We start from the raw sequence: 21,692 nt of genomic DNA on the forward strand, positions 1-21,692 counted from the left end.
TTTGGAATCTAACAGGCCTTTACCATTGCCCGGGGGCCGTGTTGGTGGGCGTTCCGAAAATGCTCGGAGCCATGGATGGCGGAGAGCAAGCGTACATGGACGTACTCGCAGCGGTTTTCGGAACGCCCACCAACGCGGTCCCTCCCCCCAAAAACAGAGGAAAAGATGAACGCAATAACCGGCGGAAAACTCAAACTCATTCAGGCAGCGCTTCGGCTGATTACCGAAACCCGGAGCCTGACGTCGCTGGGACTGCGGGAGCTTGCCCGGGAGGCGGGGCTGAATCCGAATACGTTTTACCGGCACTTCAAGAGCCTGGATGAATTCGGACTGCAGGTACTGGGTTACATTGCCGAGGAGATGAAAGCCGGGGTCCGGGATTTGCGGCAGATGGCGGACTCATCCGAACAGGCATCGCGAGATACGGTAGCGTTCGTGTATCACTACTTTCTCGCCAATCCCGCGGCAACTACGGTGGCTGTCCGCGAACTTCATGGCCCCTCTCCGATACTGCGCCGTGCCCTGGAATCACAGCTCGAGGCCAGCGCCCGGGAAATGGCCGAGGATATTATCGAGCGGCAGCTGGTTAGCGCCGTGCCACCGGAAACTATTCATGAAATCTCCCGCATGACGATTCGCTACATCCTGTTCCGGGCCATGGACTACATCGAGAAGCCGGCACAGCGGGAAACCATCCAGACCGAAACCGAGCGCTTTATCAACCGGCAGTTCCGGGGAGCGATGCTGGACCATCTGTCCCAGTCTGAAGTTGAACAACTCGCCCTGAAACACGACTGAAAAACCTCCGATAACTCCGCTTTCCGGGCAGATCTGGCAACCTGCACTAGTATGTAGGTATCCAGACATCTGATTGATCGGGAAATCCGGAGGCACACCAATAATGAAAATCGGTATCCCCAAGGAAATCTTCGAGGACGAGCGGCGAGTGGCCGCGACGCCACCTTCTGTTCACAAGTTAATCGGGCTCGGCTACGAGGTGATCGTTGAAAGCGGAGCCGGCGAAGCCGCGAACTACTCCGATGCTGCCTATGAGAAAGTCGACGCGGCCATTGCAACGGATACCAGCTCTCTCTGGAAAGAGGCCGACTTTATCCTGAAGGTCCGCGCGCCCATGGAGAATCCGGCGCTGGGTAAACACGAAGCGGATCTGATGAAGGAGGGGGCGTTTCTGGTCAGCTATATCTGGCCGGCCCAGAATCCGGAATTGCTGGAAAAACTGGCTGCCAGAAAGATCACGTCTTTCGCCATCGACAGCCTGCCACGGATCAGCCGCGCCCAGAAGATGGATGCCCTCAGCGCCATGGCCAACATTGCAGGCTATCGGGCAGTGATCGAGGCGGCGAATCACTTCGGGCGTTTCTTCACCGGGCAGGTCACGGCTGCAGGCAAGGTCCCCCCGGCGAAAATCATGGTGATCGGGGCCGGGGTTGCCGGCCTGGCCGCCATCGGCGCCGCCAACAGCATGGGCGCGATCGTACGGGCGTTCGATACCCGGCTGGAGGTGAAGGAACAGGTCGAGAGCATGGGGGCCGAGTTCCTGGTGCTGGACTTCGAGAATGAGGATGGCAGCGGCAGCGGCGGTTACGCCAAGCAGATGAGTGACGAGTTCATCAAAGCCGAGATGGAACTGTTTGCCGAGCAGGCAAAAGAGGTGGATATCATCATCACCACCGCGCTGATTCCCGGTAAACCGGCGCCGAAACTGATCACCGCCGACATGGTGAAATCCATGAAGCCCGGCAGCGTGATCGTGGATCTGGCGTCCGAGCGGGGCGGTAACTGCGAACTCACCGAACCCGGCAAGGTGGCCCATCATCATGGCGTTACCCTGATCGGCTACACCGACCTGCCCAGCCGCATGGCCAAGGTGGCCAGTGAACTCTACGCCACCAACCTGGTGCACCTGCTGACCGAGCTCACCCCCGAAAAAGACGGCAAGCCGGTGGTGAACATGGAAGACGAAGTCATCCGTGGCCTGACAGTGGTGCACGAGGAGGACATCACCTGGCCGCCGCCAAAACCGGAATCACCGGTCAGCCCCAAGCCCGCACCTGGCACCGAGGAGCCTTCAGCCGAGGCAAAAGCGGCCGCCAAGAAGGACGCAGACCGGCGTAGCCTGATCGGGAAAGGTGTGCTTCTGGTGGTTACGGCCCTGGCGCTCTACGGAGTGGGCGCCCACGCGCCGGAAAGCTTCCTGCAACACTTCACGGTGTTCGTGCTCGCCTGCTTTATCGGCTGGCAAGTGATCTGGAATGTAACACCTTCCCTGCATACGCCCCTGATGAGCGTTACCAACGCCATCAGCGGCATCATCGTGATCGGTGCCATTCTGCATCTGGCCCAGGCGGAGAATATTGCCGTGGGCATCATGGCGTTCGTGGCGGTGCTGATTGCCAGCATCAACGTGGGCGGTGGCTTCCGGGTCACCCATCGCATGCTCAAAATGTTCCGCAAGTAGGAGACGCCCGATATGAGCACAGGACTGGTGAGCGTGGCCTACGTGGTCGCAAGTATCTGTTTCATTCTCAGCCTGGGCGGCCTCAGCCACCAGGAATCCGCACGGCGCGGTAACCTCTACGGCGTTGCCGGTATCATCATCGCGGTCGGGGCTACCCTGGCCAGTGTGGATGGCGGCATCACCGCTATTGTCATCGCGGTGTTGCTCGGTGTCGGCATTGGCATTCCCATCGCCAACAAGGTGGAAATGACCCAGATGCCGCAGCTGGTCGCGCTGCTTCATAGTTTTGTCGGCCTGGCGGCGGTATTGGTGGGCTTTTCCGGCTACATCGACCCGCTAATTGCCACCTCCGGTACTGAGCACACCATCAAACTGGTGGAGGTGTTTGTCGGCATATTCATCGGTGCCATTACCTTCACCGGGTCCCTGGTAGCCTGTGGCAAACTGGACGGCCGCATCGACAGCAAGGCGCTGACCCTGCCTGGCCGGCACCTGATGAATCTGGCAGCCATCATAGTCTGCGTATTCCTCGGGGCCTGGTTCCTGGGCACCGAAAGCATGGCACTCGGCATCGTTGCCCTTATCCTGATGACCATCATCGCGTCAGTCCTGGGCATCCACCTGATCATGGCCATCGGCGGCGCGGACATGCCGGTGGTGGTGTCCATGCTTAACAGCTATTCCGGTTGGGCTGCCGCTTCCATCGGTTTCATGCTCGGCAATGATCTGCTGATTGTCGTTGGTGCGCTGGTGGGCAGCAGCGGTGCCATCCTCAGCTACATCATGTGCAAGGCCATGAACCGCTCGTTCATCAGCGTGATCCTGGGTGGCTTCGGCCAGACCAGCAGCAGTTCAGCCGCCGCCGATGCCGACCAGACGGTGCACGAATCCAGCGTGGATGACGTCTGTGAAGAACTGCGCAATGCCCAGTCGGTGATCATCGTGCCCGGCTATGGCATGGCGGTGGCCCAGGCCCAGAACGGCGTCAGCGAAATGACCAAGATCCTGCGGGACAAGGGCGTGAACGTGCGCTTTGGTATCCACCCTGTTGCGGGTCGTTTGCCCGGACATATGAACGTGCTCTTGGCGGAGGCTCACGTGCCTTATGATATCGTCCTCGAAATGGACGAAATCAACGACGACTTCCCGGATACCGACGTGGTGCTGGTCATCGGCGCCAACGACACGGTGAATCCGGCGGCCGCCGAAGACCCGGGCAGCCCAATCGCCGGGATGCCGGTACTGGAAGTCTGGAAGGCCCACCAGGTGGTTATCCTCAAGCGGGGCATGGCCACCGGCTATTCCGGGGTGGAGAACCCGCTGTTCTTCAAGGACAACGCCCGGATGCTGTTTGGCGATGCCAAGGAAAGCATCGACAAGCTGGTTAGCGGTCTGCGGGGCTAAAGGAAGGCTTGCGGGGGCTGAAGGCAGCCCCGCGCCTGTTTACTTCTCGCGTTATTCGGTGGTGTTGTACACGTAGGATGAGACGGTTCCGTCCTGGTTGAACCGTACCACCAGGTCAGTGGTTTCGGCATCACCGAAGGCAGACCACTTGTACTTGCCATAGGTCCAGGTGCGTTTGCCGTCCTCGATCCCGGTGCGCCAGGGCTCGCCGAACATTTCCTGGATATCGGCCCGGGTGGTCTCACCAATCTGGATCTGGTCCACATTGTGGGTGGCGAAGTCCTTACCAACGGTGGCACAGCCCACCATGGCCGTCATTACCAGAGCCACGGACAACGTTTTGATCGAACCAATCATCGACATACCGATCCCTCATATTCGGGTGAATTTCACCCATCATAACGTGTCTCTGATCTGACGCGATTACGAAGACGACAGATTCACTGGGCACAAAAAAGCCGCAGGCCCGGAGGCTCTGCGGCAAGTTTCGATCACTTGATCGAAGGGGTAATCAATACAACTTGGCCAGGGACTTCTTGGCGAAGGATTCCACCTCGTTCAGGCGGCCTTCTTTCACCTTGATCAGCCATTCGGGATCCTGCAGAAGTGCCCGACCCACGGCGATCAGCTCAAACTCGTGGTTGTTCATCCGCTCCACCAGTTCATCGATACCGGCTTTCTCGACCGCTTCCTGCTTGCTGGCAAAAGTGCCGCTGATGAAGTCTTCCGTCAGACCAACGCTGCCCACGGACATGGTGGGTTTTCCGGACAGCTTCTGGGTCCAGCCGGCGAGGTTCAGATCCGAGCCTTCAAACTCCGGCTCCCAGAAGCGGCGGGTGGAGGCGTGGAAAATGTCGACACCGGCTTCCACCAGGGGCTTCAGGAACCGTTCGAGTTCCTCCGGGCTGTTGACCAGTTTGGCTTCGTAATCCTGCTGCTTCCACTGGGAGAACCGGAGCATGATCGGGAAGTCCGGGCCGACCCGGTGACGCACCGCCTCGACGATTTCCACTACGAAACGCAGGCGGTTTTCCAGACTGCCGCCATACTCATCATCGCGCTGGTTGGTGCCTTCCCACAGGAACTGGTCCAGCAGGTAGCCATGGGCGCCATGGATTTCCACACCGTCAAAACCTAGGGCTTTGGCGTCCTGGGCCGCATCAGCAAATGCGGTGACCACGTCCTCGATGTCTTCCTTGGTCATGGCCTTGCCGTTGGGCTTGCCAGGCGCGAACAAACCGGAAGGACTGTAGCCAGGGATCGAAGGATCCGGAGGCGTACCCTCTTTCCTGACAGCACCCACGTGCCAGAGCTGCGGGAAAATCGCACCACCGGCCTCGTGTACCGCGTCGACCACGTTTTTCCAGCCTTCCAGAGCATCGGAGCCGTGAAACGCCGGAACGTTCGGATAGCCATTGGCCGCCTGGTGATTGACGGTCGTGCCTTCGGTAATGATCAGGCCAACACCCGCCTCGGCACGGCGGCGGTAATAGGCCACCACGTTCTCTCCCGGAACGCCATCCGGCGAGAAGTTACGGGTCATGGGCGCCATAGCCACACGGTTGCGGAGTTTGAGGTTGTGGAGTTCAAACGGTTCGAAAAGCGGGCCAAGATTCATGCTCATGGTAATGTGCAACCTCACTAATTTGGTTTCGTAAAGCAACCCTATTCAATCTGGTTTTAAAATGCAACCCTATTCGGTACACTGCCACCATGGCCAGAAAACGTTTTGATGACTCCAGCTGTTCCGTCGCCCGCGCCCTCAATGAAGTGGGCGACTGGTGGTCGCTGCTCATTGTGCTGCACGCCATGTATGGCACCCGCCGGTTCGTGGATTTCCAGCAGGAACTGGGCATCGCCAAGAATATCCTGTGTGACCGCCTGGCACGGCTGGTGGATAACGAAGTACTGCGCAAGGTCGACGTGGGCGAGCACGGATCACGCTTTGAATACCGCCTGACCGAAAAAGGCAGGGATCTTTTCCCGGTGGTTATCGCGCTTCGTCAGTGGGGGGACAAATGGAACCCGGCTCCGGATGAGGCGCCCCTTGACCTGCGGGACCGCGCTACAGGTCGACCGATTCACACGGTGGAAGTCCAGGACGCCGATGGCCAGCCCCTGTCCATTCGGGATGTGTTTGTGCCGGAAGAAAGCCTGCCAGCCGGAAAAAAGAACTCGGCCTGACCATCCGCAATACCCGCAGCAACCCCAACACCGTCTGTTTTTTTGAGTTGAATCAATCCGCTGATCAAACGCACTCACCTGCCCGGGCATTCTTGCGCTAAATCAAGTTTCCATTTCCCGATGTCATTAATCTGCAGTCATCAACGATTCAGGTTAAGGAGATGGATATGTCCCGTACATTCAAACTTGGTGTTCTGGCTGCGGCGGTTATGGCTGCTGCTCCGGCTGTTCAGGCGTACGAAGCTGGTGATTTTATTGGCCGTGTTGGTGTGGCAACGGTTGATCCGGATTCTTCCAGCGGCAACCTGAAGTCTGAGGCTGTGGGCGAAATCAATGGCGCCAACGTCAGCGTTGATTCCAACAGTCAGCTCGGACTGACCGCAAGCTACATGCTGACCGACCAGATTGCTGTTGGCGTACTTGCTGCGACTCCTTTCAAACACGACATTGAAGGCGATGGCGCAGTTCTCGGTGGCGCCGGCAAACTGGCAGAGACCAAGCACTTGCCGCCCACCATCACGCTGCAATACTTCCCGATGCCCAGCGGTAGCAAATTCCAGCCTTATGTTGGTGCAGGCGTAAACTACACCAATTTCTTTGAAGAGAAGACAACCAGCACGCTCACAGGAGTCTACGACTCGGTTGCAGAAGCTAACCTGGGAACCCCCGCCGGTACGATTACCAGCACCGATATCGAGCTGGATGACAGCTTTGGTCTGGCGGCTGAAATCGGTTTTGATTACATGATCACCGAAAACGTCGGTATCAACGCAGCGGTCTGGTGGATCGACATCGACACCGAAGCCACCATCAATGCCTACGCGGGCAATGCGGTAGCCGACACCAGCACCATCGACGTTGATATCGACCCCTGGGTCTACATGGTAGGCGTCTCCTACAAGTTCTGATCCCCGTGCCTCCGCCAGTCGCCACGGTCTGTTGGCTGGCGGAAGGTGCGTTCTCCTGTGCGGGGTCCTCCGGCCCCGCTTTTTTCTTCCCTGAAAAAAGAAAAACGGAGCCGAAGCTCCGTCTTTAGTCACTGCTTATAAGCCCCTCAGGCGCTCTGGCGCTGAGCCGGACGACTCCGCTGACCACCGCCATTCTGGCTACGGCCACCACTGCGACCACCTGGTTTGGCGCCGAAGCTCTTCGGCTTTCCGCCGGGACGACCATTGCCGCCGCCGTTACCATTCCGATTGCGGGCGCGGCTGGGATCGGCCTTTGCCTTGGGCTTGAGCGGCAGGTTGTTCTTCGGCTCAAAACCTTCCACTTCCTTGCGCGGCAGCTGTTTCTTGATCAGCTTTTCGATGCCCGCGAGCAGTTTGCCTTCATCGGCACTGACCAGTGACAGGGCGTGACCACTTTCACCGGCACGGCCGGTACGGCCGATACGGTGCACGTAATCTTCCGGCACGTTGGGCAGTTCAAAGTTCACTACCTGGGGCAGCTGTTTGATATCCAGACCGCGAGCAGCAATATCCGTGGCCACCAGAACGCGCACTTCGCCGGCCTTGAAGTCCGCCAGCGCGCGGGTGCGGGCACCCTGTGACTTGTTGCCGTGGATTGCAGCTGCGGTAATGCCGTCCTTCTCCAGCTTCTGGGTCAGGCGGTTGGCGCCATGCTTGGTGCGGGTAAACACCAGCACCTGGTCCCAGCTGTTGTCCCGCACCAGCTTGCTCAGCAGCGCGGTCTTCTGGCTCTGGTCCACTGGATAGACGGACTGCTTCACTTTCTCCGCGGTGGTGTTGCGGGCCGCAACTTCAACCTGTACGGGGTTGTCCAGCAAGCCTTCGGCAAGCTTGCGAATATCGTTGGAGAAGGTGGCAGAGAACAACAGGTTCTGGCGTTTGGCCGGCAGCAGCGCAAGGATCTTGCGAATGTCGCGGATAAAGCCCATATCCAGCATGCGGTCGGCTTCGTCCAGCACCAGGATTTCCACTTCGTTGAAGCGCACCGCGTTCTGCTGATACAGATCCATCAGACGGCCCGGTGTTGCCACCAGCACGTCCAGACCCTTGCGCAGCTTCATCATTTGCGGGTTGATTTTCACACCACCGAAGACAACGGCAGCCTTCGTCGGGATGTATTTGCTGTAAAGATTCACGCTGTCATGAACCTGCGCCGCCAGTTCACGGGTGGGCGTCAGGATCAGGGCGCGGGGGCCTTTGCCAGTGCGCGGGTTGTCACCCAGACGCTGCAGCAAGGGCAAGGTAAACCCGGCGGTTTTGCCGGTGCCGGTCTGGGCTGCGGCCATAACGTCCCGGCCGGAAAGCACGGCGGGGATGGCCTGGGCCTGGATGGGGGACGGGGTGTCATAACCCTGGTCAGACGTGGCACGAACCAGCTGCTCGGACAAACCGAGTGAAGAAAAACTCATATAAGATCAACTCTTGATTATTCTGCCTCCACGACCACCGTTTTCGGCGAATGCGGGCAGATGCCATGAACATTCATGGAATAAAAGACGACTACGGTCACGCGCCGTTATCGGGGTGACGTCCTCTGACAGGTCGTATGGATAGGTCGCACGGGCCTGAAGCCTTAAACTGCGGAATCCCTAGAGGCAGGATGGGCGCACAGTAACAGAGGCCCGGCCAATTAGCCATAGGTGATTATAATGAGCATCCGACGGAACCTGGCGCACTTACCAAAGTCAGAGTGTTCTGATCACCATAACCCAATACGAATCTCTGTAAGGTAGCTACAGGAATGAGCGTCAGCATCGGTCCCTTGAGCCTGTCCATCGGCCACCTGCTCCTGGTTATCGCCTTCGGCCTGGCTTTGCTGGTTGGAGGGATACTGGGCCGGAAATACCGCGTGCCGGTGGCCGGATCGGTGGCCGATATTTTTGTGGTGGCAATGCTGAGCGCCCGGATCGGTTTCGTGATCAGCTACTTCGAGCATTACCGGAACGACCTGCTGGGCATCATTGATATCCGGGACGGCGGTTTTGATGTGCTCTGGGGTGTCATCGGCGCCATCCTGTTCACCGGCTTCCTGATGTGGCACAGGAAACCACAGCGCAAGCCACTGGCCGCGGCCGCGTTGACCGGCGCCCTGTTCTGGGCCGGTACTGCGGGAACCATTACCCTGATCGAACAGCAGGCCCGCGGCATGCCGGACGTTGCGCTACGATCGCTCAATGGCGAAGCCGTCAGTATGGATCAGTTGGCTGCGGGCAAACCCATGGTCGTCAATCTCTGGGCAACCTGGTGTCCGCCCTGTATCCGGGAAATGCCGGTGCTGGAAGAAGCCCAGCATATCTATAAGGACATCATCTTTGTTTTCGCCAATCAGCGGGAGCAGCCCGAGACCATCCGCGCATTTCTGGAGGAAAACCGCCTGAATCTGGACAACCTGTACCAGGATGATCAGGCTAAGCTGGCCCGGGCAGTGGGCAGCAGCGGCTTGCCAACCACCCTTTTCTACAATGCCCGGGGCCAACTAATCGATTCCCACATGGGGGAACTGTCCAGGGCAACCCTGGCCAGGGGCCTGGAGAAGATCCGTACACCGGAAGAATGATCCTGACTCGATTTCCCGATAGTGGCCTGAGGTTTATCTACTGAGTGGCCGCTCTGGCAAAATTCCCCAGTGCGCCGCTCACTTTGTCGAGCACCTCATCGCACCCTTCAATGCCATGACGGTTTTTCAGGTACTCGGGGTTGTTGTACCCCAGCCACACCTCGCCGCTGGCATCTTCCCAGATCAGGGCTTTCTGGGGTAGATCAATGGCGACACTCTGGGCGCACTGCATCAGCGGCGTGCCGACTTTGGGGTTGCCAAAAATAACCACTTCGGTCGGGCGCAATTCCAGACCGGCTTTTTCGGCGCCCTGCTGATGATTAACCCGGGCCATGACCGTCATGCCCTTCTCTTTCAGCACAGACTCGAGTTTGTCTGCGGTGGCTTTGACGTCGTGGCTACTTTTGACCGCGACTAATCCGTCTGCCGCCAGGGTGTGCATTGCGAACAACAGAGTGGAAGTCATCAGAGCCAGTCTGAAAATAAAGCGCATGGTGTCCTCCGGAGATTTTGCAGAGGATTTCAGCATAGAACACAAGTCAGCAATGCGCTTGCAGGAGCAGCAATAGGCGAGCAAATCTGGTCTGAGCAATCCGAAACGGCAGATAGCGAGTACTATGGTAGGGAGATACGTGTTTATACGTAGACATTGTCCCAAAAGACAGGAAAGACTTCGCTATGTTCCGATGGAAGTTCGCATCCGGTATTCTGATTCTGCCGCTCTTGTTCGCCGGTTGCAGTGAAAATAACAGCCAACAGACGACCACACAGCCGACAGCAGAACTCAAACCGCCGTCGGAAACCGGCATACTCAAAGTCGCCACCCGTAACGGCTCCACGACTTATTACCTGGACCGCCATGAAAACCCCGTCGGGCCCGAACACGCACTGATCAGTGCCTATGCCGAGCAAAGGGGCTGGCAGGTGGAGTGGACCATGCTGGAGTCCACCAGCGAGGTGCTTGCTGCGCTTGAGGCCGGCAACACGCACCTGGCAGCGGCCGGCCTGACCCACCTGGCCTCCCGCGATGAGCGTTTTGCCCGGGGCCCGGCCCACACCGAGATTACCGAACAACTGGTGTGCCATCGCGATGCCCGACCCATGCCCCGGAAACCCGAGGATATTCCCGGAACCGATATTGTCGTGACCGCTGGCTCCAGCTATGTCGAAACCCTGAACAAGCTGAATGAGCAACATCCGGGAATCGGGTTTAAGGAAGATGCTGATCGCACCACAGAAGTGATTCTCTCGGATGTTGCCGAACAGGAAGTGGGCTGCACGGTCGCAGATTCCAACATTGTGCAGGTGATGCGCCGGCATTTTCCGCATCTGGAAGTCGCCATGACGCTGACGGACGGTCGTAATCTGGGTTGGTACCTGCCCAAGAGCTTTCAGGCGCTTGGAGACGATGCCCATGAATGGATGAACAGCGTCGACGGCGATGAAGCCATTGGCCTGATGGAAAACCGCTACTATTCCTACATTGGTGATTTTGATTTTGTCGACCTGCGGGCGCTGAACCGCCGGATCGAGGACCGTTTGCCCGAGTTCATCGACGAATTCCGGGAAGCCGAGGCGAAAACCGGCATGCCGGCCGACCTGCTCGCCGCCCTGTCCTATCAGGAGTCCCACTGGGACCCGGATGCAAAATCACCCACCGGTGTTCGCGGCATCATGATGCTGACCCAGCGGACTGCAGAGTCGCTGGGGGTGACCAACCGCCTGGATCCGGAAACCGCCATTGACGGCGGTGCCCGGTACCTGGCCGACCGGCACCGCCGCCTGCCGGAGACCATTCCGGAGCCGGACCGCACCTTCCTGGCGCTGGCCAGCTACAACATCGGCCGGGGCCATCTGCTGGATGCCCGGGCGCTGGCCCGGACCCTGAACAAGAATCCGGATTCCTGGCAGGACATGACCGAGGTTTTACCCCTCAAGGCCGACAAGCGATACTACCCCAGCACCCGTTATGGATACGCCCGCGGCTATGAGCCCGTGCATTACGTGCAGCGAATCCGCAACTACCGGGACGTTATTCGTTCGGCCTTTGAATAATCAAGTGCCGAACAGGGCCGAGCGCAGGGGCCGCAGGAAACCACCGGATTCCTTGTGGCTCGCGTGGGTCCGCTTGCCATCAAATTCCAGGTAGCCATCCTCGATCTGCTCGAAGCGCAGGATTTTCACGTCCTCGAGATAGTTCTGGGACGACTTCCAGGGTCCGTGAGTGCCCTGGCGGGGCAGGCGATCGGCGGCCCGGCGAATATAGCCGGCGTCCAGGGAGCCAAGGACGGTGTCGTCGCCGCGACTGTTCTCCGTATCCCGGGCCACCACGGTACGATAGCCACGCTTGTCCATCAGGTTCATTAGCCGGCACAGATATTCGGCGGCAATGTCCACCTTCAGAGTCCAGGAAATGTTGGTGTAGCCAAAGATCATACCGGCGTTAGGCACGCCCTCTACCATCACGTTCTTGTAGATGATTTTGTCTTTCATCACCACTTCCTGGCCGTCCACCGTTGGCCGGACACCACCAAGCATCTGGATATCCAGGCCGGTGGCCGGAATGATGATGTCGGCTGCCAGTTCCTCGCCGGATTTCAGGCGAATGCCGGTTTCGGTAAAGCGGTCAATATGATCGGTGGCGATGGAGGCCTTGCCCGCTTTCATCGCCTGGAACAGATCCCCGTCCTTTACCACGCACAGGCGCTGGTCCCAGGGATTGTAATCGGGCGTGAAGTGCCGCATGTCGGCGGTGTCACCAACCTTGCGTTTGATAATGCCCAGGAACAGCCGGCGCATGAACTGCGGGCTCTTTCTGGAGCGCTGGTAAAGAAAACGGGAAATGGAGATGTTCCGGGCCCGGGTCAGCCGATAGGCAGTTTTCTCGGGCAGAATCTTCTGCAGGGCCAGTGTCACCTTGTCGGTGGAGGGCAGGGGCATCAGATACGTGGGTGAGCGCTGGAGCATAGTCACGTGGGCGGCCTGCTCTGCCATGGTCGGCACCAGGGTTATGGCGGTTGCGCCGCTGCCAATCACCACCACCTTCTTGCCCGTGTAGTCGAGATCCTCTGGCCAGTGCTGCGGATGGACAATCTGGCCGCGAAAGTCTTCTTCTCCCGGGAAGTCCGGTTTGTAGCCCTGATCATAGTTGTAATAGCCGGTGCATCCGACCATGAAGTTGGCAGTGTAGTGCTCGGTTTCGCCGGTTGCTTCGTTCAGGGCCGTGAGCTTCCAGCATTTGTCGACACCCGACCAGTCAGCCGTCTTGACCGCCAGGCCAAAGCGAATGCGGCGCTCAACATCGTATTCCCTCGCGGTCTCCGCCACATAATTCTTGATCGACGCACCGTCCGCCAGCACCTTGGCGCCAGTCCACGGCCGAAAGTTGTAGCCGAAGGTGAACATGTCCGAATCCGAGCGTATACCCGGATAGCGGAACAGGTCCCAGGTGCCGCCCAGTGACTGCCTGCGCTCAAGGATGGCGAATGACTTCCCGGGGCACTCGCGCTTCAGATGGCATGCCATGCCAATGCCGGAAACGCCGGCGCCGATGATCAGTACATCGAAATGCTGGTTACTCATTGCCTGTCCTCTCGGATTCCAGTCCGCTTTTTATAATCAATGGCCTGCAATCAAGATAGCTCAGGCTCGCCTGCTCAGGAATTGGCCATAGTGGTCCCGCCCCCCGGTTGTTTCAGTCAGTATCCTGCCGGGGGCGTAGCCGGAAGGAGGATCTGCAGAATCGAAACCCTGCCTACAATGACTTGTGCTCCTGAACTCTGGACGAGACTACCATGACAAAACCAATCCTCATTCTCGGCGGTGCCTCGCTGGATACCATCATCCACCTGCCGGAACTGCCGACACCGGAAGCCCAGACCATCTGGCCCACTGACAGCTACCGGGCCCTGGGCAGTACCGGCGCTGGCAAGAGCCTGAACCTGGCGGCCCTCGGGCAAACCGTGGTTTTCCATACATTGCTGGGCCGGGATACCGAAGGCCAGCAGGTTCAGGCTGCACTCGGCCACCCCGGGATCCGGCTTCTGACCGAAAAGACCGACGCCCCGACCGAACAGCATGTGAACCTGATGTCGGCCGACGGCAAACGCATTTCCCTGTTCATCCAACCACCTCCTGAGCCTGAAAATGTCGACTGGGCCCAAGCGCAACAGGCACTGGCAGAGTGCTCCGTGGCGGTGGTAAACATCCTTGGATACACCCGGTCGGCCCTGCCGTGGCTGAAGGCAGCAGGCACGCCCATCTGGACCGACCTGCACGACTACGACGGCCACAATTCCTATCATGAACCCTTTATCGACGCCGCACGGGCCATCTTCCTGTCCAGCGACAACCTTCCGGACTACCGCGCCACCATGGAGGGGCTGATCAATAGGGGCAAGGAGTTCGTGGTCTGCACCCACGGTTCGGAAGGGGCGACACTGCTGACAGGCGACGGGCAATGGCTGGATCAGCCGGTGGTGTCAGTCTCCGGGGTGGTCGATACCAACGGCGCCGGCGATGCCTTTTTCAGCGGCTTCCTGCACCGCTACCTGCAAGGCGCCGGATTGGCAGACTGCCTGCGGGCCGGCGCAATCTGCGGAGCTCTCTGTGTCACCAGCCGGGATCTGGCATCGCCTGAGCTGAGCCCTGAACGGCTGGCCTGACACCCGGAATCAGCTACCCGGGGTGAAATCGGGGTATTTCTTCTGCAACCGATAGAGGCGGATGATGGTGATGATGTTGGTGACCAGCACCATTCCCTCGGCCAGGGTGCCGCCCACGGAGCCGATCACGATGTTGTTGAGCATCCAGGCCAGGGCCGCCAGCCCCAGGACAATGCGCAGGGGAATGCCCCGGAGCATGAACATGCCCACGGTGCCGAAAACAGCGGCGGCGAGAGGGAATACGTCGGTGATGGATTTCCAGGTCGCCCAGGCGACCACCAGGTTCACCGCCAGCATGCCCAGCATGATGGGCCAGTTACCCTGATACTTGCGCGCCAGGGTAATGCGCACAATCACCAGTACCGTCAGTGCCGAGGCGGTCCAGCTCTCGAAAAACGCGAACATCAGGGCAAAGGCAACGTTGGCCGAGATTAAAAGCATCATCAGCCGGTCGTCGTTCTTGTTGGCAAAGCCGGCGATACAGAAACCCAGGGCTACAAGACCGCACACCTGACCTAGCACTTCGGCGAGGGTCATATCCGCGATCAGATCAATCATCCTTCACCGGCCTTTCGCTCGTCGCCATATCGGTAATCCCCTCTGCCCGCAAAAGGGTTTAGCCTGCCACAATCAGGGCCTTTGAGCCATGAAGCCCCCTGTGCCAAAGTGCTCACGTCATTCAGCAAGGATCACCCAAGACCATGAAGACCGTATTCTCGCCCCTGCACAGCCGCCGTCATGTCAAAACCGAACTGGACGGCGGGCTGCTGATCGAGCCCCACGAAAAACCTTCCCGTGCCGAAACCATCCTGGCACGAGTGAAGGATCAGGCCCTTGGCGAGATCCTGGAACCGGAAGAATTTGGTCTTGAGCCCGTCAAACGGGTGCACACCGCCGATTACGTAGCGTTCCTGGAAACCTGCTGGCAGGAGTGGCTGGCGGCCGGCAAACCGGGTGAAGCGATCCCGGCGGTGTGGGCCGGTCGCGGCATGCGCCACCGGCTGCCCAAAGACATCGACGGCCGGTTGGGCTACTACAGCTTTGCGGCAGAGACTTCGATTTCGGACGGCACCTGGGAAGCGGCCCGGGCCTCCGCCAATGTGGCCCTGACTGCCCAGAAGCTGGTGGCCGGAGGCGAGCGCGCCGCGTTTGCTCTGTGCCGGCCGCCGGGGCATCACGCCCACGCTGACCTGTTCGGCGGCTACTGCTTTTTAAACAACGCCGCCATCGTGGCCCAGGCCTTCCGCGATCAGGGCTTTGGCAGGGTTGCCGTACTGGATGTGGACTTCCATCACGGCAACGGCACCCAGGCGATTTTCTACAATCGCAACGACGTGCTGACCATCAGCCTGCACGGCGATCCGGACCTGGTGTTCCCGCATTTTCTCGGTTTTGAAGATGAGACCGGCGAGGGCGCGGGCGAAGGCTACAACCTGAACATGGTCTACCCGCCCAACACGCCCTACAGCGTCTGGAGTCAGGGGCTGGAGAAAGCCTGCGAGCGGATACAGTCATTCCAGCCCGATGCCCTGGTGGTTGCCTTGGGTGTCGACACTTTCGAGGAAGACCCGATTTCCTTCTTCAAGCTGACCTCCGGCGATTACCTGACTCTGGGCCAGCGTCTTGCACGGCCTGGATTACCGACGGTCTTTACCATGGAAGGCGGTTACGACGTCGACGCCATCGGCGTGAATGCGGTGAACGTAATGCAGGGTTTCGACCAGGCTGCAGGCTGACTCAGCCCTTGAAGCCCTTGCCGAGAACGTAGACTTCACGGGAGCGGGAGCGAGAGGAATCCGGCTTGCGCACCACCACCTTGTCGAACACGGCACGTACCGATTTCAGGTACTCGTCGTAGCCTTCGCCCTGAAACACCTTGGCCAGGAAGCTGCCTTTGGGCTTGAGTACCTGGCAAGCCATGTCCAGGGCCAGTTCCACCAGGTACATGGAGGAGGCCTGGTCGGCCACGGTCACGCCGCTGATGTTGGGCGCCATGTCAGAAATCACCACGTCCACCGGGTCATCGCCCAGGGTGGCCATGATCGCTTCGAACACGTCGTTCTCGGTGAAATCACCCTGGATAAAATCCACGCCGGCAATGGCGTCCATGGGCAGGATATCGGAGGCAATCACGCGGCCCTTGTGGCCCACCAGCTTGGCCGCCACCTGGGACCAGCCGCCAGGAGCAGACCCCAGATCCACCACCACCATGTTGGGGTGGATCAGCCGGTCCTTCTTGTTGATTTCAAGAAGCTTGTAGCTGGCACGTGAGCGGTAGCCATCTACCTGCGCCTGTTTCACGAAGGGGTCGTTGACGTGCTCTTCAAGCCAGCGGTTACTGCTTTTGGATCGGGCCATGGGGTCTCTTTAAAACGGGAAAGCGATGCGCTAATTGTACGTGTCGCGCCGGGCGGCGGCAAAATCCTGACAACCGGACCAGCCACACGTACAATCCGGCCAGCATTCTGTGATTTTCAAGAATCCACCACGCCCACCTGACGGGAGACTGCCCTCGTGAATCTGGCCGACATCAAAAAGCTGCACCAGAAAAAGTACCGGCAGTCGTTCGGCCACTACCTGGTTGAGGGCGAACACCTGATTCTCGAGCTGCAAAAAGCGGCCGCCCGCCAACCCGCCCTCGAGGCTTCGGAACTGTACGTCACCAGTGCCTATGAGCACTGGCAGAGCCCGTTCCGAACCCATGTGATCAGCGATCGCCAGATGGCCCAGCTTGCCGACACCCGCACACCCCAGGGGATTCTGGCGGTGGTCCCCATGCCTGAGCGCCCGGCGGAACCGGTGCCCGGCGAGAAAGCGATTTATCTGCACGAGGTTCAGGACCCCGGCAACCTGGGCACGATTTTGCGCACCCTGGCCTGGTTCGGCGGTTTCCGGTGTCTGTTGAGCCCGGGCAGTGTCGATCCGTTCAACCCGAAGGTGGTGCGAGCCAGCATGGGCGCGCTGTTTCACGTGCCGCTTGAAACCGACGTTGAACTGGCCAGCCTTCCAGCCCGCTACCAGAGCCTTGCCTGCCTCGATCTCAATGGCGAATCGATGGCCTCACAGGCCTTCCACCAGCATGACTGCTATCTGTTCGGCAACGAGGCCCGGGGTGTGCCGCGGGAGGCCCTCGACCAACTGAAGGCTGCCCCTTACAGTATTCAGGGCCGGGGCCAGATCGAATCCCTGAACCTGGCCTCGGCCGTGAATATGTGCACCTACGAATTAATGCGTGAGCTTTAGACTGCAAACCCCATGCTCTGAGCACTTTCCCCAATCGTTCTGGCGGATCCCGCCATTGCCTGAAGATTGCTAATTGAGCACGATCAGGAGTTGATCCCGAAACCGGACTGATGACTATGGAACGCTACCTCCAACCCACCGCCTTTTTCGACTATGACCATCCCCGGCTGAAAGCCTGGATTGAGTCACAGCTGGAGGGTGTTCCTGATGAACCGGTAGAACAGATCAAGGCGCTCTATCTCGCCGTTCGTGACAACATCAGCTACAACCCCTACGTATTCCGGACCGACGCCAACACCTTCAGTGCCAGCTACGCCCTGGAAAGCGGCGAAACCTACTGCATTCCGAAGGCGGTTCTACTCGGCGCTGCCGCCCGCTCCATTGGCGTTCCCAGCCGCCTGGGCCTGGCCGATGTGCGCAACCATCTGTCCAGCCCGAAACTGATCGAATGGCTGCGCTCGGACATTTTCCGGATGCACGGGTTTATCGAGCTGTACCTGAACGGCCAATGGGTCAAGGCGACGCCGGCGTTCAACCGGCAACTGTGCGAGCTGATGAAGGTGGAACCACTGGAATTCGATGGCGTGCACGATTCCATGTTTCAGGAGTACACCGAGGACGGCCAGGCGCACATGGAGTATGTGAACGATCATGGCCTGTTCGACGATGTTCCCCACGATTTCATCGTCTCCGGTGTCCGGGCGGCCTATGGCCATCTATTTGAGGACGAGGAGGAACCTGAAATGCCTGAGGGGAGCCTTGAGCAGAATATATCGAGTCCCTAGAGCCTGCCCGAAACCAGGAAAGCCTTACTCTGTCCTCGCCACCGCGTCTGCTCCCTGCCCTGCCAGCGCCCCCGTCATCGCATCCAGCAGGGCATCAGGATCAGGCACTGCATGCCCGGTCCCCGTGTCGCCGATGCGACTGAACCGACGGAAATCAACGGCGCTCCAATTCTCCGGGTCCGTAATGCGCTGTACCTGGTCAATATTATCCCGGGTTGCAGGTTTCAGCTGGTAGCGGAAAACATAGTCCGGTGACATATCAGCGAAATCCCGGCCCAGGTGGTAGTCATGCAGCAGGAGCAGGGCAAGCCCACCACCCATGAAATGTCGGCCCAGGCTGACCAGCAACTCTCCCTCACGGATTTTCTCCAGCGCCTCCGGTTGCCAGTCTATGCTGCCCACCAACAGGTTCGCCCCCGGAAACCGGCCGGCATCCCGGGCGGCTTCAATGGCGCCCAGTGCCATGCCATCGCTCGCGCTCCAGATGGAGACCGTATTCGGATAACGTTTCAGCAGTATTTCTGTTTTTTCGCGGGCCAGCGCTCCGCTCCAGTTTGCAGACACCAGTTGCAGAAGCTGGCTGCGCTGCTGGACGGCAGCCGCCAGCAATCCCCCGTCCCTGTCCTTGGCGGCAGAGGAATCCCGAGTCCCTGAGAGAGCCACCATGGGAATGCTGGGCTCGGCGGCGAGCCCCAATTGTTCGGCCTGTCTGCCCAGCAAGGTTACCAGGGTACGGCCAGCGGCAATATTGTCTGGAGAAAGATGGCCGAGCCAACCCGGCAGGACAGTTCGGGGCATACCGATGCTGGCCCGGGCGGCGTCAGGCACATCGGTGTTGAAGGTAAATGTCTTTACGCCTGCCCCGTCGGCGAGCCTGAGCATTGATTCGGTGACATGCTCCTTGCACATGAACAGCAGGTAGTCCGGCCTATCGTCACGGCTCAGCACTTCCTTCGCCATGCGAAGATAGCTGAATCGATGGCTCTCCCGATCGTATTGAACCTCCAGGTCAACCTCGAGATCCTCCGCTACTGCCTCCATGAACCCGGCTACCAGTTGCCAGAAACGGGAGTCGTCCGGTGAAAGAAAGACAGCGCTGGGCCTTGAGCCGGCGTTTGCAAGAGAAGCTGTAAGCAGGAGCAGGAAACTGATCAACAAGCGGGCTGGATAAGACCTCATGCAACAAATCACCCTCTGGAGGATCTGCCTGGGTTGGCTTTTGTGAAGCCTAAGCTACCGACCTGTCGTGTAACAGACAAGCTGAGATGCGTAACCGAAGTCTCAGTTCAGGGAAGAAGGTTCAGTTGCCGAAGCCGGGTCTTCAAACTCAACATAAAGCTTTCCGGCCAGTTGTTCATAGACGCCGTCGTTTTTCAGGCGCTTCATCTCGGCCGACAGGCTGCTCAGGAATTGCCGGTTGGCTTGTGTGTTGTGGCAGGTAAGCCGGTCATAACTTTCAAGCAGCGGGCTTGCCGGATCGTAGCTGAGCTTGTCCAGGAATGGCCGGACATCGGGAACGGCAGCGATCATTGCGCTGAAGCGCTGATGCTCAAGCATGGCGAGGTTCTGGGCATCGCTCTTCGACCAGACCACTTTGACATTGTGATCCTCCAGAACCCCGTCCAGATAGGTCTCATGGCCAATGACCGCCCCTACGGTTTCACCCTCCAGTTTCGACAGCGCGCTGACGGGCTCGTTGCCCGGCGGGGTAAACAGGTAGTAGGTGAACTTTCCCAGGGGAAAGCTTGCAATAACAGCGTCTTCGCCCAGTCGCCGCTCCAGAACTTCGGTAAAGGAATAAATGCAGTCGGCGCCACGCTGCTCGAAGACCATCATGGCCCGTTTGTAGGGATAAAACTGCTCGCTGACGGTGACCTCGAGCCCATCCAGGGCCCGGGACAGAATTTTCTGGTAAACACCATCCTGGTTTTCCGTCAGCAGGCTAGTGATGTCCGGAACGGCAATCCGGACCACCGAATCGGCCATCGCGGGTGCACTGAGAATGCTTACACCGAATAAAAGCACTCGAAAAGTGTGTAGAAAGCATTTCATAACACGCACATCGGTCCATGACGGTAAAAGTGACTATTTTTCATACAGAACTGGAAGTATGACAACGTCGTTTCACTTGTACCAGAAAAACCTTGTTAAACCTGTGGGTTTAGCCATAAAAAAAGCACCGGATCGCTCCGGTGCTTCTCTCTCATCAGGCGGCTGTGTTCTGTTTTACGCCGCTTCGTCTTCGCTTTCATCCACAGAGTTACGGATCAGAAAGTCAAAGGCGCTCAGCGCGGCCTTGGAACCCTCACCCATGGAGATCACGATCTGCTTGTAAGGCACAGTGGTCGCGTCGCCCGCCGCAAAGACACCCGGTATGGAGGTTTCATTGCGATCGTTGACGATGATCTCACCGTGCTGGCTCAGTTCGATGTCGCCCTTGAGCCACTCGGTGTTGGGCACCAGGCCGATCTGCACGAACACACCTTCCAGGGAGATGTGGTGCTGCTCACCGGAATTGCGATCGGTGTAGTTCAGGCCGTTGACCTTGCCATTCTCACCGGTGATCTCGGTGGTCTGTCCAGACGTGATGATCTCCACGTTCTTCAGGCTGCGCAGTTTTTTCTGCAACACCTCGTCGGCGCGCATTTCAGCACCGAATTCGATCAGGGTCACGTGGCCCACGATGCCGGCCAGGTCGATGGCGGCTTCAACACCGGAGTTACCACCGCCGATCACGGCAACACGCTTGCCCTTGAACAGGGGACCGTCGCAGTGCGGGCAGTAGGCCACGCCCTTGTTACGGTACTCTTCCTCTCCCGGTACGCCCATCTGGCGCCAGCGAGCACCGGTGGACAGAACCAGACTGCGCGCCTTGAGCGTGGCACCGTTTTCCAGTCTTACTTCGTGGGGCATGCCCGGGCGTGACGCCGGGATCAGTTTCTCGGCGCGCTGCATGTTCATGATATCCACGTCGTACTCCTTGACGTGCTGCTCCATGGCCGCAACAAGCTTCGGGCCTTCGGTGTAGGGCACGGAGATCAGGTTCTCGATGCCCATGGTGTCTGCCACCTGGCCACCGAAACGCTCGGCCGCAATACCGGTGGAGATGCCCTTCCGGGCCGCGTAGATGGCCGCAGAAGCACCCGCCGGGCCGCCACCAATCACCAGAACCTCGAAGGTATCTTTCTGGTTAATCTTCTCGGCGTCTTTCTCGCTGGAGCTGGTATCCAGTTTGGCGACAATCTCTTCCAGGGTCATGCGGCCCTGGCCCCAGGGCTCACCATTCATGTAAACGCTGGGCACCGCCATCACTTCACGCTCTTCCACTTCATCCTGGAACAGGGCACCGTCGATGGAGGTGTTCTTGATGTTCGGGTTCAGCACGCTCATCAGGTTCAGGGCCTGAAC

Annotated in this window: 21 protein-coding genes; 11 read left to right on the top strand and 10 right to left on the bottom strand. The window is 58.9% G+C overall.

Annotation, left to right across the window (positions count from 1 at the left end):
• Window positions 1-165: 165 nt before the first annotated feature.
• The 3 genes from QZ534_RS14810 (at window position 166) to pntB (ending at window position 3,883) form a co-directional block, all read left to right on the top strand.
• Complete coding sequence (locus QZ534_RS14810; protein ID WP_296935406.1) at window positions 166-798, top strand: TetR family transcriptional regulator; 633 nt, start codon at window positions 166-168, stop codon at window positions 796-798.
• 103 nt (window positions 799-901) lie between these two features.
• Window positions 902-2,479, top strand: a complete 1,578-nt coding sequence (locus tag QZ534_RS14815; RefSeq protein ID WP_296935408.1) for a Re/Si-specific NAD(P)(+) transhydrogenase subunit alpha — start codon at window positions 902-904, stop codon at window positions 2,477-2,479.
• A 12-nt stretch (window positions 2,480-2,491) separates the two neighbouring features.
• On the top strand, window positions 2,492-3,883 hold the full coding sequence (gene pntB / locus QZ534_RS14820) for a Re/Si-specific NAD(P)(+) transhydrogenase subunit beta (protein ID WP_296935409.1): 1,392 nt from the start codon (window positions 2,492-2,494) through the stop codon (window positions 3,881-3,883).
• A gap of 51 nt (window positions 3,884-3,934) precedes the next feature.
• On the opposite strand, the gene bamE is transcribed toward pntB, so the two are convergent.
• Both bamE and QZ534_RS14830 read right to left on the bottom strand, forming a co-directional pair.
• Window positions 3,935-4,240 carry an outer membrane protein assembly factor BamE gene (gene bamE, locus QZ534_RS14825; protein ID WP_296935411.1) on the bottom strand — a complete coding sequence of 102 codons (306 nt, stop codon included), beginning with the start codon at window positions 4,238-4,240 and terminating at the stop codon, window positions 3,935-3,937.
• A gap of 154 nt (window positions 4,241-4,394) precedes the next feature.
• Entirely contained in the window at window positions 4,395-5,507 is a 1,113-nt protein-coding gene (locus QZ534_RS14830; RefSeq protein ID WP_296935413.1) for an NADH:flavin oxidoreductase, read from the bottom strand.
• Window positions 5,508-5,596: 89 nt separating this feature from the next.
• On the opposite strand from QZ534_RS14830, the gene QZ534_RS14835 reads away from it, so the two are divergent.
• Both QZ534_RS14835 and QZ534_RS14840 read left to right on the top strand, forming a co-directional pair.
• Entirely contained in the window at window positions 5,597-6,067 is a 471-nt protein-coding gene (locus QZ534_RS14835) for a helix-turn-helix domain-containing protein (RefSeq protein ID WP_296935415.1), read from the top strand.
• Between the two features lie 167 nt (window positions 6,068-6,234).
• On the top strand, window positions 6,235-6,975 hold the full coding sequence (locus tag QZ534_RS14840) for an OmpW family outer membrane protein (protein ID WP_296935417.1): 741 nt from the start codon (window positions 6,235-6,237) through the stop codon (window positions 6,973-6,975).
• A 146-nt stretch (window positions 6,976-7,121) separates the two neighbouring features.
• Here QZ534_RS14840 and QZ534_RS14845 read toward each other — a convergent pair whose 3' ends face one another.
• Window positions 7,122-8,444, bottom strand: coding sequence for a DEAD/DEAH box helicase (locus QZ534_RS14845; RefSeq protein ID WP_296935419.1), 1,323 nt, complete (start codon window positions 8,442-8,444; stop codon window positions 7,122-7,124).
• Between the two features lie 332 nt (window positions 8,445-8,776).
• Here QZ534_RS14845 and QZ534_RS14850 point away from each other — a divergent pair, with 332 nt between their 5' ends.
• Window positions 8,777-9,592 (top strand): TlpA disulfide reductase family protein, encoded by an 816-nt coding sequence (locus QZ534_RS14850; protein ID WP_296935421.1) that lies wholly within the window; start codon window positions 8,777-8,779, stop codon window positions 9,590-9,592.
• 37 nt (window positions 9,593-9,629) lie between these two features.
• Here QZ534_RS14850 and QZ534_RS14855 read toward each other — a convergent pair whose 3' ends face one another.
• Complete coding sequence (locus tag QZ534_RS14855; protein ID WP_296935422.1) at window positions 9,630-10,085, bottom strand: DUF302 domain-containing protein; 456 nt, start codon at window positions 10,083-10,085, stop codon at window positions 9,630-9,632.
• Window positions 10,086-10,270: 185 nt separating this feature from the next.
• Here QZ534_RS14855 and mltF point away from each other — a divergent pair, with 185 nt between their 5' ends.
• Window positions 10,271-11,647 (top strand): membrane-bound lytic murein transglycosylase MltF, encoded by a 1,377-nt coding sequence (mltF, locus tag QZ534_RS14860; RefSeq protein WP_296935424.1) that lies wholly within the window; start codon window positions 10,271-10,273, stop codon window positions 11,645-11,647.
• On the opposite strand, the gene QZ534_RS14865 is transcribed toward mltF, so the two are convergent.
• Window positions 11,648-13,174 carry an NAD(P)/FAD-dependent oxidoreductase gene (locus QZ534_RS14865; protein ID WP_296935425.1) on the bottom strand — a complete coding sequence of 509 codons (1,527 nt, stop codon included), beginning with the start codon at window positions 13,172-13,174 and terminating at the stop codon, window positions 11,648-11,650. It lies immediately after the preceding gene.
• A gap of 212 nt (window positions 13,175-13,386) precedes the next feature.
• On the opposite strand from QZ534_RS14865, the gene QZ534_RS14870 reads away from it, so the two are divergent.
• Entirely contained in the window at window positions 13,387-14,256 is an 870-nt protein-coding gene (locus tag QZ534_RS14870) for a carbohydrate kinase family protein (protein WP_296935426.1), read from the top strand.
• 9 nt (window positions 14,257-14,265) lie between these two features.
• Here QZ534_RS14870 and QZ534_RS14875 read toward each other — a convergent pair whose 3' ends face one another.
• Window positions 14,266-14,814, bottom strand: a complete 549-nt coding sequence (locus tag QZ534_RS14875) for a YgjV family protein (protein WP_296935428.1) — start codon at window positions 14,812-14,814, stop codon at window positions 14,266-14,268.
• Between the two features lie 143 nt (window positions 14,815-14,957).
• Here QZ534_RS14875 and QZ534_RS14880 point away from each other — a divergent pair, with 143 nt between their 5' ends.
• Window positions 14,958-15,992: a histone deacetylase family protein gene (locus QZ534_RS14880; RefSeq protein ID WP_296935430.1), complete on the top strand. Its 1,035-nt coding sequence runs from the start codon at window positions 14,958-14,960 to the stop codon at window positions 15,990-15,992.
• A gap of 1 nt (window position 15,993) precedes the next feature.
• Here QZ534_RS14880 and rlmE read toward each other — a convergent pair whose 3' ends face one another.
• The gene (gene rlmE / locus QZ534_RS14885; protein ID WP_296935433.1) at window positions 15,994-16,614 is read right to left on the bottom strand and encodes a 23S rRNA (uridine(2552)-2'-O)-methyltransferase RlmE; all 621 of its coding nucleotides are present in this window, start codon (window positions 16,612-16,614) and stop codon (window positions 15,994-15,996) included.
• Window positions 16,615-16,770: 156 nt separating this feature from the next.
• Between rlmE and QZ534_RS14890 the strand changes: the two genes are divergently transcribed.
• Window positions 16,771-17,499, top strand: coding sequence for an RNA methyltransferase (locus tag QZ534_RS14890; protein WP_296935435.1), 729 nt, complete (start codon window positions 16,771-16,773; stop codon window positions 17,497-17,499).
• Window positions 17,500-17,615: 116 nt separating this feature from the next.
• Window positions 17,616-18,284, top strand: coding sequence for a transglutaminase family protein (locus tag QZ534_RS14895; protein WP_296935437.1), 669 nt, complete (start codon window positions 17,616-17,618; stop codon window positions 18,282-18,284).
• 24 nt (window positions 18,285-18,308) lie between these two features.
• On the opposite strand, the gene QZ534_RS14900 is transcribed toward QZ534_RS14895, so the two are convergent.
• From QZ534_RS14900 to ahpF, 3 genes are all read right to left on the bottom strand, one after another.
• Window positions 18,309-19,463, bottom strand: a complete 1,155-nt coding sequence (locus QZ534_RS14900; protein ID WP_296935439.1) for an ABC transporter substrate-binding protein — start codon at window positions 19,461-19,463, stop codon at window positions 18,309-18,311.
• Between the two features lie 102 nt (window positions 19,464-19,565).
• Complete coding sequence (locus QZ534_RS14905) at window positions 19,566-20,270, bottom strand: transporter substrate-binding domain-containing protein (protein ID WP_296935441.1); 705 nt, start codon at window positions 20,268-20,270, stop codon at window positions 19,566-19,568.
• A gap of 240 nt (window positions 20,271-20,510) precedes the next feature.
• A partial coding sequence (gene ahpF, locus QZ534_RS14910; protein WP_296935443.1) for an alkyl hydroperoxide reductase subunit F occupies window positions 20,511-21,692 on the bottom strand: 1,182 nt, incomplete at its 5' end.

Source organism: uncultured Marinobacter sp., from assembly GCF_913055835.1.
Classification (GTDB): Bacteria; Pseudomonadota; Gammaproteobacteria; order Pseudomonadales; family Oleiphilaceae; genus Marinobacter.

What these genes read in the sequence shown, in the direction of transcription:
- QZ534_RS14835 (WP_296935415.1), top strand. Translation starts at nt 5,597, where the DNA reads ATGGCCAGAAAACGTTTTGATGACTCCAGCTGTTCCGTCGCCCGCGCC.
- QZ534_RS14830 (WP_296935413.1), bottom strand. Translation starts at nt 5,507, where the DNA reads ATGAGCATGAATCTTGGCCCGCTTTTCGAACCGTTTGAACTCCACAAC.
- mltF (WP_296935424.1), top strand. Translation starts at nt 10,271, where the DNA reads ATGTTCCGATGGAAGTTCGCATCCGGTATTCTGATTCTGCCGCTCTTG.
- bamE (WP_296935411.1), bottom strand. Translation starts at nt 4,240, where the DNA reads ATGATTGGTTCGATCAAAACGTTGTCCGTGGCTCTGGTAATGACGGCC.
- QZ534_RS14905 (WP_296935441.1), bottom strand. Translation starts at nt 20,270, where the DNA reads ATGGCCGATTCGGTGGTCCGGATTGCCGTTCCGGACATCACTAGCCTG.
- QZ534_RS14900 (WP_296935439.1), bottom strand. Translation starts at nt 19,463, where the DNA reads ATGAGGTCTTATCCAGCCCGCTTGTTGATCAGTTTCCTGCTCCTGCTT.
- QZ534_RS14840 (WP_296935417.1), top strand. Translation starts at nt 6,235, where the DNA reads ATGTCCCGTACATTCAAACTTGGTGTTCTGGCTGCGGCGGTTATGGCT.
- QZ534_RS14875 (WP_296935428.1), bottom strand. Translation starts at nt 14,814, where the DNA reads ATGATTGATCTGATCGCGGATATGACCCTCGCCGAAGTGCTAGGTCAG.
- QZ534_RS14815 (WP_296935408.1), top strand. Translation starts at nt 902, where the DNA reads ATGAAAATCGGTATCCCCAAGGAAATCTTCGAGGACGAGCGGCGAGTG.
- QZ534_RS14895 (WP_296935437.1), top strand. Translation starts at nt 17,616, where the DNA reads ATGGAACGCTACCTCCAACCCACCGCCTTTTTCGACTATGACCATCCC.
- QZ534_RS14810 (WP_296935406.1), top strand. Translation starts at nt 166, where the DNA reads ATGAACGCAATAACCGGCGGAAAACTCAAACTCATTCAGGCAGCGCTT.
- QZ534_RS14865 (WP_296935425.1), bottom strand. Translation starts at nt 13,174, where the DNA reads ATGAGTAACCAGCATTTCGATGTACTGATCATCGGCGCCGGCGTTTCC.
- QZ534_RS14855 (WP_296935422.1), bottom strand. Translation starts at nt 10,085, where the DNA reads ATGCGCTTTATTTTCAGACTGGCTCTGATGACTTCCACTCTGTTGTTC.
- QZ534_RS14870 (WP_296935426.1), top strand. Translation starts at nt 13,387, where the DNA reads ATGACAAAACCAATCCTCATTCTCGGCGGTGCCTCGCTGGATACCATC.
- QZ534_RS14880 (WP_296935430.1), top strand. Translation starts at nt 14,958, where the DNA reads ATGAAGACCGTATTCTCGCCCCTGCACAGCCGCCGTCATGTCAAAACC.
- pntB (WP_296935409.1), top strand. Translation starts at nt 2,492, where the DNA reads ATGAGCACAGGACTGGTGAGCGTGGCCTACGTGGTCGCAAGTATCTGT.
- QZ534_RS14850 (WP_296935421.1), top strand. Translation starts at nt 8,777, where the DNA reads ATGAGCGTCAGCATCGGTCCCTTGAGCCTGTCCATCGGCCACCTGCTC.
- QZ534_RS14845 (WP_296935419.1), bottom strand. Translation starts at nt 8,444, where the DNA reads ATGAGTTTTTCTTCACTCGGTTTGTCCGAGCAGCTGGTTCGTGCCACG.
- rlmE (WP_296935433.1), bottom strand. Translation starts at nt 16,614, where the DNA reads ATGGCCCGATCCAAAAGCAGTAACCGCTGGCTTGAAGAGCACGTCAAC.